At 68.7% G+C, this 8,599-nt stretch carries 10 protein-coding genes; 5 read left to right on the top strand and 5 right to left on the bottom strand.

Translation table 11 applies throughout. The annotated features are described in order from the left end of the window. Together A9W95_RS18520 and A9W95_RS18515 are read left to right on the top strand one after the other, a co-directional pair. Nucleotides 1–1,274, top strand: a 1,274-nt coding sequence (locus A9W95_RS18520; protein ID WP_156746276.1) for an AAA family ATPase, incomplete at its 5' end; no start/stop codon positions are given. A 335-nt stretch (nt 1,275–1,609) separates the two neighbouring features. Beyond that, nucleotides 1,610–2,797: an MFS transporter gene (locus A9W95_RS18515; RefSeq protein ID WP_371328092.1), complete on the top strand. Its 1,188-nt coding sequence runs from the start codon at nt 1,610–1,612 to the stop codon at nt 2,795–2,797. Here the strand turns inward: A9W95_RS18515 and A9W95_RS18510 are convergent. The 5 genes from A9W95_RS18510 to A9W95_RS18490 form a co-directional block, all read right to left on the bottom strand. Continuing rightward, complete coding sequence (locus A9W95_RS18510) at nt 2,794–3,453, bottom strand: LON peptidase substrate-binding domain-containing protein (protein ID WP_067415944.1); 660 nt, start codon at nt 3,451–3,453, stop codon at nt 2,794–2,796. The genes A9W95_RS18515 and A9W95_RS18510 overlap by 4 nt on opposite strands. Before the next feature lie 2 nt (nt 3,454–3,455). After that, nucleotides 3,456–4,580 (bottom strand): glutamate--cysteine ligase, encoded by a 1,125-nt coding sequence (locus A9W95_RS18505; protein ID WP_067415941.1) that lies wholly within the window; start codon nt 4,578–4,580, stop codon nt 3,456–3,458. A gap of 19 nt (nt 4,581–4,599) precedes the next feature. Further along, nucleotides 4,600–5,367 carry a superoxide dismutase family protein gene (locus tag A9W95_RS18500; protein WP_067415938.1) on the bottom strand — a complete coding sequence of 256 codons (768 nt, stop codon included), beginning with the start codon at nt 5,365–5,367 and terminating at the stop codon, nt 4,600–4,602. A gap of 149 nt (nt 5,368–5,516) precedes the next feature. Beyond that, nucleotides 5,517–5,984 (bottom strand): LytR C-terminal domain-containing protein, encoded by a 468-nt coding sequence (locus A9W95_RS18495; RefSeq protein ID WP_067415947.1) that lies wholly within the window; start codon nt 5,982–5,984, stop codon nt 5,517–5,519. Between the two features lie 34 nt (nt 5,985–6,018). Then, nucleotides 6,019–6,327, bottom strand: a complete 309-nt coding sequence (locus tag A9W95_RS18490) for a DUF3263 domain-containing protein (RefSeq protein WP_067415935.1) — start codon at nt 6,325–6,327, stop codon at nt 6,019–6,021. A gap of 196 nt (nt 6,328–6,523) precedes the next feature. Between A9W95_RS18490 and A9W95_RS18485 the strand changes: the two genes are divergently transcribed. The 3 genes from A9W95_RS18485 to A9W95_RS18475 form a co-directional block, all read left to right on the top strand. Further along, nucleotides 6,524–7,120: a peptide deformylase gene (locus A9W95_RS18485; protein WP_067415932.1), complete on the top strand. Its 597-nt coding sequence runs from the start codon at nt 6,524–6,526 to the stop codon at nt 7,118–7,120. Beyond that, nucleotides 7,120–7,842, top strand: a complete 723-nt coding sequence (locus tag A9W95_RS18480; protein ID WP_067415929.1) for a hypothetical protein — start codon at nt 7,120–7,122, stop codon at nt 7,840–7,842. Before A9W95_RS18485 ends, A9W95_RS18480 begins: the two co-directional genes overlap by 1 nt. A gap of 24 nt (nt 7,843–7,866) precedes the next feature. Continuing rightward, on the top strand, nt 7,867–8,599 hold a 733-nt coding region (locus A9W95_RS18475), incomplete at its 3' end, for an exodeoxyribonuclease III (protein ID WP_172826652.1).

Raw genomic sequence — 8,599 nt, 5'->3', positions numbered from 1 at the left:
GTGATGGCGGCGGGGTGCTGCTGATCACCGATGTCGACGCCCTGCTGCCGGCCGACCCGGAGCCGGTCGCGTCGTTGATCCTCGGGGAGTTGCGCACCGCGGTCGCGACCGACGGCGTGGCGTTGATCGCCACCTCCGCGCGACCCGACCAGCTCGACGCGCGGTTGCGCGCCCCCGAACTGTGCGACCGGGAACTCGGACTGCCGCTGCCCGACGCCACCACCCGCAAGGCGTTGCTGGAGGCGTTGCTCAAGCCGGTCCCCGCCGGTGACCTCCGCCTCGACGAGATCGCTTCCAAGACACCGGGTTTCGTCGTCGCTGACTTGGCCGCGCTGCTGCGCGAGGCGGCGTTGCGGGCCGCGTCGCGGGCCAGCGCCGAAGGGCAACCACCTCAGCTCAACCAGGAAGACCTGGTGGGGGCGCTGACCGTCATCCGGCCGCTGTCGCGCTCAGCGGGTGAGGAGATCAGCGTCGGCAACGTCACGCTCGACGACGTCGGTGACATGGCCGAGGCCAAGCAAGCCCTCACCGAAACGGTGCTGTGGCCCTTGCAGCACCCCGATACGTTCTCCCGGCTCGGCGTCGACCCGCCGCGCGGCGTGCTGCTGTACGGGCCGCCCGGGTGCGGCAAGACCTTCGTGGTGCGCGCTCTGGCCAGCACCGGGCAGCTCAGCGTGCACGCGGTCAAGGGCTCCGAGCTGATGGACAAGTGGGTGGGCTCCTCGGAGAAGGCGGTGCGCGAATTGTTCCGCCGGGCCCGCGATTCCGCGCCGTCGCTGGTGTTCCTCGACGAGGTGGACGCGCTGGCGCCGCGGCGCGGCCAGAGCTTCGACTCGGGCGTGTCCGACCGGGTGGTGGCCGCGCTGCTCACCGAGCTGGACGGCATCGACCCGCTGCGCGACGTCGTCGTCTTGGGAGCCACCAACCGGCCCGACCTGATCGACCCGGCGCTGCTGCGGCCGGGCCGGCTGGAACGGCTGGTGTTCGTCGAACCGCCCGACGCCGCGGCCCGACGCGAAATCCTGCGTACCGCGGGTAAGTCCATTCCGCTGAGCTCCGACGTCGACCTGGACGCGGTGGCCGCCGGGCTGGACGGTTACAGCGCCGCCGATTGTGTGGCCCTGCTGCGGGAGGCCGCCCTGACGGCGATGCGGCGCTCCATCGACGCCGCCGACGTCACCGCGGCCGATCTGGCGGCCGCCCGCGAGGCGGTGCGCCCCTCCCTGGATCCATTGCAAGTGGAGTCGTTGCGGGCGTTCGCCGACGCGACGTAAATCGTTCGCTTTAGGTGGTATCGTCCCCCCGCTGAGCGACTGATCCGCCGCCGCAGTCGATTTCCCCGATTTGTTGCGTTAGCCCGACCGACTCTTGGGTATCCCGACCCATCAGCGCAACGATCTCGGGTTTCGGTGCGCCACCCTCTTCGAGTCCCCTGCGCCGGCATTAGAGCTGCGACCGCTCATTCCTGCCCGGCATCGTCCGGCAAGGCGCGACGAAGTACTTCCACGACACGGGTCTGACCTATGCCCTCATCAATGCGACGCGGCGCGCCTTGACCCAACACTGACGAAAGCAGGCGGCCGTGCGAGCCAAAGCAGCATCCTCAGACGTGAGCACGACCAAGCGCTGGACGATGCTGATGGTGTCCCAGACCGCGACCCTGTCGGCCAATGTCTTCATCAACGGTGTCGCCTTCCTCATTCCCTCGTTGGCCAGCCACGGCACCAGCCTCACCCAGGGCGCGCTGCTGGCGTCGATGCCCAGCGTCGGCATGATGTTCACGCTGATCGCCTGGGGTCATCTGCTGGACCGGGTCGGGGAGCGCATCGTGCTCACCCTCGGTCTGGGACTCACCGCGGCGGCCGGGCTCCTGGCGGCTGTCATGCAATCGCTGGCCATGGTGGCTACCTTCCTGGTCCTCGGCGGCATGGCCGCCGCCAGCTGCATCACGGCCAGCGGCCGGCTGGTCACCGGCTGGTTCCCCGACGGGAAGAGGGCGTTGGCCATGGGTATCCGGCAGACCGCGCAGCCGCTGGGCATTGCGGTGGCCGCGCTGGCCATTCCCGCGCTGGCTCAACACGGGCTCTCCACCGCGCTGCTGTTTCCGGCCGGCCTGTGCGCGGGCGCGGCGGTGGCCAGCGCGATAGGGGTCAGCGATCCGCCGCGCGAGGCGCGCGACCACGTCGACATGGGCGAACTGGCCGACCTGTACCGCGGCACCGCATTGTGGCGAATTCATTTCATGTCAGCGCTGCTGATGGTGCCGCAACCGGTCGTCTTGACCTTCATGTTGGTTTGGTTCACCACCGAACACCACTTGTCGGTGGCGTGGGCCGGTGTGCTGGTGGGTACCTCGCAGATCCTGGGCGCGGCGTTCCGGATGGGGGCCGGGCGCTGGGCCGACCGCATAGGTTCCCGGATGCGGCCGATGCGCCCGATCGCGGTCGTCACCGCCGTCGTAATGCTGCTGCTGGCGCTCACCGATCAATTCAACTGGGCGGTGTCCTTGGCGGTCATGGTTGTTGCTTCGGCCATCACCGGTGACAACGGCCTGCCGTTCACCAAGATCCCCGAGATCGCCGGGCCGTACTGGAGTGGGTGGGCTCTGGGCAAACAGAACACCTTCGAACGGTTCATCGTGGCGGTGGTGCCACCACTGTTCGCCGAGCTGATCACGGTCGCCGGTTACCCGCTGGCGTTCGCCATCAGTGGCTTGTTCCCGTTGGCGGCGGTGCGGCTGGTGCCCGTCGACACTCCATCCGAGCCGGCACGCGACGAACCGTCGGCGGTCAGTTAATCCGACAGCTGGAACTCGACCATCGCGGTCACCGAGTCCACCGCTTCCAGCAGCGCGACCAGCCGGTCCGCCGGGGACGGCGCGGCCAACACGGCATACCGGTCGGCCGGGCCCATCGGGACACGAGAGGCCAACGCGTACAGTCGTTTCCCCGCATCGCCGGCGCTGTCGGCGGGATCCCCGAGCAACACCTCACGCGGCGGCAACTCGGCGTCACGCACCGCGGCGATCCGCTCGAACAACGTCAGGACGCGGTCTTCGACGTCGCGCAATTGGGCGTCCGTCACCGTTGCATGCTGGTCCGGCCACGCCTGGACGCGGGCCCGCGGATAGGGATCGTCGGGTAACCAGTCGCACACCCGGATCCGGTCTCCGACGCGGCAGCTCAGCACATATCGGGCCGCACCGGCAGCCACGCACTCGGCGATCGTGGCCAGGGCGCCGACGTCGCAGCGCCCGTCACCGCCACCGACCTCGCGGCCCCGCGAGATCAGCACCACCCCGAAGGACGGCACGTCGTGGTCCAAGCAGTCCCGCACCAGGGCGGCATAGCGGGGTTCGAAGATCCGCAGCGGCAGATCCTCGCCGGGCAGCAGCACCGATTCCAACGGGAACATCGCCAGCTCGACCGGTTGGGCGGGCGCGACGGGCAGCATGGCTAAATCACCAACTCGGCGACCAGCGCGTCGACCACCGCGCGCAGGTCCCCATCGTGTTCCTCGGCCACTCGCCGCTGCCGCTGATAGGACGCGCCGACGCGTGGGATCTCGGCGACCGCGGCCAATTCCTCGACACAGTCCAGCGACTTGGCCACCGGCTGCAAGCGGGTCAGCACGTCGTCCAGGTCGTCGGTGACCAGGCGTTCGTTGCTCTCGGCGTCCAGGATGATCACCGCGTCCAGCCCGTAGCGGGCGGCGCGCCACTTGTTCTCCTGAACGTGCCAGGGTGGCATGGTCGGCAGCTTCTCCCCGGCGTCCAGCCGGCGGTCCAGGTCCACGATCAGGCAGTGCGTCAGGGCGACCAGCGCGCCCAGCTCGCGCAGGTTGGACACCCCGTCACAGACCCGCACCTCCAGCGTGCCCAGATGCGGCGAGGGCCGGATGTCCCACCGGACTTCATCGATGTGGTCGATGATTCCGGTCTTCTTCTGGTCGTGCACGAAACCTTCGAATTCCGACCAGGTTTGGAACTGGAACGGCAGCCCGGCGGTGGGCAGCTGCTGGAACATCATGGCGCGGTTGCTGGCATAGCCGGTGTCCTCGCCGCCCCACCACGGCGACGACGCGGAGAGCGCCAGCAGGTGCGGATAGCTGTTGAGCAGCGCGGACATGATCGGCATCACCTTGTTGGCCGCGGAGATGCCGACGTGTACGTGCACGCCCCAGATCAGCATCTGCCGGCCCCACCACTGCGTGCGTTTGATCAACTCGGCGTATCGCGGTGCGTCGGTGAGTTTTTGGGTGGACCACTGGGCGAACGGGTGGGTGCCGGCGCAAAACAGTTCCATGCCGCGATCGCGGACAATGCGCCGCGCCGGGCCCAGCGTCTGGCGCAGGTCCTCCATCGCCTCCGGGGCGGAGGTGCACACTCCGGTCACCACTTCGACGGTGTTGCGCAGCAATTCCTTGTGCACCCGCGGGTTTTCGCCGATTTCGGCGATCACCGCGGTGGCTTCGTTGCTCAGGTCGCGGGTCTCGGCGTCGACGAGGGCGAACTCCCATTCCACCCCGACGGTGGGCCGGGGCGAGCGGGCGAAGTCGATGCGCGTGCCCGCCCGGGTCACGGGTGAGCTGGCCGGACTGTTACCCAGATCCGATGACACCGCACGCCACCCGCTTGCCGGCGTCACCGGTGGTCATGGTCGTCTCGTCCGGGCCAGGCGTCCCATTGGCCTGGTTGTAACGCTCCGACGGGATGTTCGCGAAGTTGTCCGCGCCCGCGTGGATGATGATCGCGGTCTTCTGGCCGTTGGTCAGGTCGTCCATGGTGAACGCGTCGGTGGTGGTGACCAGCATCCCGGTTCCGTCGCCGCGGACCTGCAGCGAAGTCAGGTCGCCGCCGGCCTGCCCGCCGCCGTGCCCGCTGCCGTGGAAGTGGCCGCCCGCGGAGAGGAAATCGCCGGGGGCGCCGCCGGTGGGCGCGACCGAGTTGGGCTCGCACTTGCCGACCTGATGAATGTGCACGCCGTGGAAGCCCGGCGACAGTTTGCCCGGCCCGCTGGTGGCGATGGTGACGGTGGCGTAGCCGTTGGCGAACTCGAACTTGGCGGTCGCGACCTCCGTGCCGTTCGGCCCGGCGAGCCGAGTGGTGATGCTTTGGCCGTTACCCCCACCGGCGCCGCCACCGTTGCCCTGGCCGCCGGGCTGCCCCGCCGGCTGAGGGCCTTCGTGATGACCGCCTTCGTGGCCCGAGCCTGCGCCCGACGGGGCGGGCGACCCGGTCCAGACCGGCGGCGTGGTACCCGGTGAGGTCGCGGGATACTGGGGCGTCGTGCACGCGCTCAACAGCGCGACGCTGGCAGCCGCGGACAGGGCGGCGACGACAGTGCGGTGACCGGCGGGCATAGGCATAGCGAGAGCCTAGCGTGATCGCGTCATCGAGTGTGCGCCCACGGCTTTGAGTGTGCGTCGACGGCGCAGATCCGGCTGATCGCCCGCCCTGGGGTCACACTCGACGCCCGGGATTCACTCTCGCCGCCACGGCGCCAGCGAGGCCAGCTTCAGCCGGCTACCAAGACGATGACGCCGGCGGGCTGGTCGGCCAATGCGGCGATGCGCCGTTCGACGGGTGCGCCCAACTTCTGGCCGACCGCGTCCGCGGTGGCCTTCTCTCCGTCGGCGTCGGAGTAGTAGACCGTGGTGGCGGTGACCTCCGCGACGGTCAAATTGGTGACGTCGGTGACCTTGAACCCGGCCGCCTTCAGCTCGTCGGCGGTTCGGGCGGCCACGCCCTCTTTGGACGAGATGTTGTAGACGCGGACCTCGGCTTGGTTGGCCGCCGGCTTACCGCTTGTCGGACTCGCCGCGCTGGTGGTGGGGGTGGAGACGGGCGAGGTGTCGTCGTCGGCCTTGCCCGACGAGTCCAGGGCTTGCCAGCCGAGCAACAAGAAGATGACGCCCAGAAACAACAGCACCATCACCATGGCCCGTAAGGGAAGCCCGGTGGAGTCGGGCACGCGCTCGTTCATCGAGCCCACTGTAGCCAGCCGGCAACGGGAGGCGTCAGGTCACCTCGAAGCCCAGGCGGCGCGCCGCGCGCGCCTTCTGACGGCTGGCGCGCAGCCGGCGCAGCCGCTTCACCAGCATGGGGTCGGCGGCCAGCGCCTCGGGCCGATCCACCAGCGCGTTGAGCACTTGGTAGTAACGCGTCGCCGACATCGAGAACAGCTCTTTGATCGCGTCTTCCTTTACCCCGGCGAACTTCCACCACTGCCGTTCGAAAGCCAAGATGTCGTGTTCGCGTCGTGTCAGCCCATCAGCGATGTCCGAGTCGTCCCCCGACCGATTTGCCCGCGCCATCGCGCTGTCCATATCGCTTCCCCTGGACCCTTCCGGCGAATTCCCAAACTGCTCTTATGACTTGAACTATCTATGGGCTTGGTTCGGCGATTATTGAACCACGCCGCGAACCCTCAAGCTGTAATGCAGACCCGCGAGTCGGCAGAGTCGCTGAGATTGCCCCCGCCCCTCCCGGCGCCACCGCGCGGCCCGCATAAGCTAGCCGACCATGGCCGTGGTTCCGATCCGCATCGTGGGTGATCCCGTGCTGCACACGCCGACGACGCCGATCGCGGTCGCCGCGGACGGATCGTTGCCCGCCGATTTGGCCGCCCTGATCACCGACCTGTACGACACGATGGACGCCGCCCACGGGGTGGGACTGGCCGCCAACCAGATCGGCGTCGGACTGCGCGTCTTCGTCTACGACTGCGCCGACGACCGCGCCTCGACCGCCCGACGCCGCGGTGTCGTCGTCAACCCGGTCCTGGAGACCTCCGAGATCCCCGAGACCATGCCGTCGGCGGGCCACGACGACGATGAAGGCTGCCTGTCGGTGCCCGGCGAATCGTTTCCCACCGGTCGCGCCGACTGGGCACGAGTCACCGGACTCGACGCCGAAGGCAAGCCAGTCTCCATCGAAGGCACCGGATTGTTCGCCCGCATGCTGCAGCACGAGACCGGGCATCTGGACGGATTCCTGTACCTGGACCGCCTGATCGGCCGGCATGCCCGGGCGGCGAAGCGGGCGGTCAAATCGCACGGCTGGGGCGTTCCCGGACTGTCCTGGCTGCCCGGTGAGGGACCCGACCCGTTCGGTCACTGATGACGGCGTGGCCGGAGCTGGGCACGCGCGTGACGGTTCGCTACCGGCTGCCCCACGGGTCGAGCCCACCGCTGAGCGACGCGGTAGGTCACCTGGTGGCGGTGCACCCGGCCGTCCGGGTGCGGATCAAAACCGGGGCGATCATCGAGTGCGCGCCCGCCGACGTGGTGGCGGTGCGGGTGTTGACCGACGCACCGGTACGCACCTCGGACATCCGCAATCTCGAACACGCCGCCGCAGGACCGGGCACAACCTGGCTGCACGGCTGGTTGCTGCGCGCCGGAGACAGTGCCGATGCGCTGCTGAATTCGGCTGTACCGCTTGAAATTTCGGCAGACATCACCGCGCTGCCCGCGATCGTCGACTGGTACCGTCGGCGTGACCTGATCCCGCGCCTGGCGATTCCGGATCGCCTGCTCACCCCGCCGGCCGGTTTGATTCTGGAACGGACCGAACAGGTCTTGGTGCGCGACGTGCCCGACGTCCCGGTGGCGCAGGCGGAGACGGCCAGCACGCTGAAGACCGCCCCCGACGGCACCCGCTGGGTGGGCCTGTCCAAGGACGTCGACGCGTGGGCGCACGAGTTGGCCCGGGCGGCCGATCATGGCGCCACCCGTGCCTATGTGCGCGCGCATCGGCCCGAGCAGATCGCGCTGGCGCAGCAGCTGGGCTTCAAGCCGCATCATCGCAGCCGCTATTTCGCCGTTCCCGCAGCCCGATAACCTCTAGCCATGCCCGACGGCGTGCTGCGGCTGGCCACCTGGAACGTGAATTCGATTCGCACTCGGCTGGATCGCGTGCTCGACTGGCTGGCTCGCGCCGAGATCGACGTGTTGGCCATGCAGGAGACCAAGTGCTCGGACGCCCAGTTTCCCAGCTTGCCGTTGTTCGAGTTGGGCTACGAAGTCGCCCACGTCGGCTTCAACCAGTGGAACGGCGTGGCAATCGCCTCGCGCGTCGGACTGGACGACGTCCAGGTCGGTTTCGACGGACAACCGACGTGGAGCAGCAAGCCCGAGGTGGCCGCCAGCGCCGAAGCGCGCGCGCTGGGCGCCACCTGCGGCGGCCTGCGGGTGTGGAGCCTGTATGTCCCCAACGGCCGCACTCTCGACGATCCGCATTACACCTACAAGCTGAATTGGCTTGCCGCGCTGCGAGATACGGCGGCAGGCTGGCTGCGTGAAGACCCCGGTGCCGCCATTGCGCTGGTCGGTGACTGGAACATCGCCCCGACCGACGAAGACGTCTGGAGCCCAGAGTTCTACACCGGGTCCACGCACGTCTCCGCGCCGGAACGCAAGGCGTTCGACGCCATCCTCGACGCCCAATTCACCGACGTGGTAAGGCCTTTCGCGCCAGGACCGGGCGTCTACACCTACTGGGATTACACCCGGTTGCGGTTCCAGAAACGGCAAGGCATGCGCATCGACTTCATTCTGGCCTCACCGGCGCTGGCCGCCCGGGTGCTCGACGCGCGGA

This window comes from Mycobacterium sp. 1423905.2, assembly GCF_001673155.1.
Taxonomy (GTDB): Bacteria; Actinomycetota; Actinomycetes; order Mycobacteriales; family Mycobacteriaceae; genus Mycobacterium.
The sequence above is the reverse complement of the archived record's forward strand: the minus strand, read 5'-3'. Positions and strand labels throughout refer to the sequence as shown.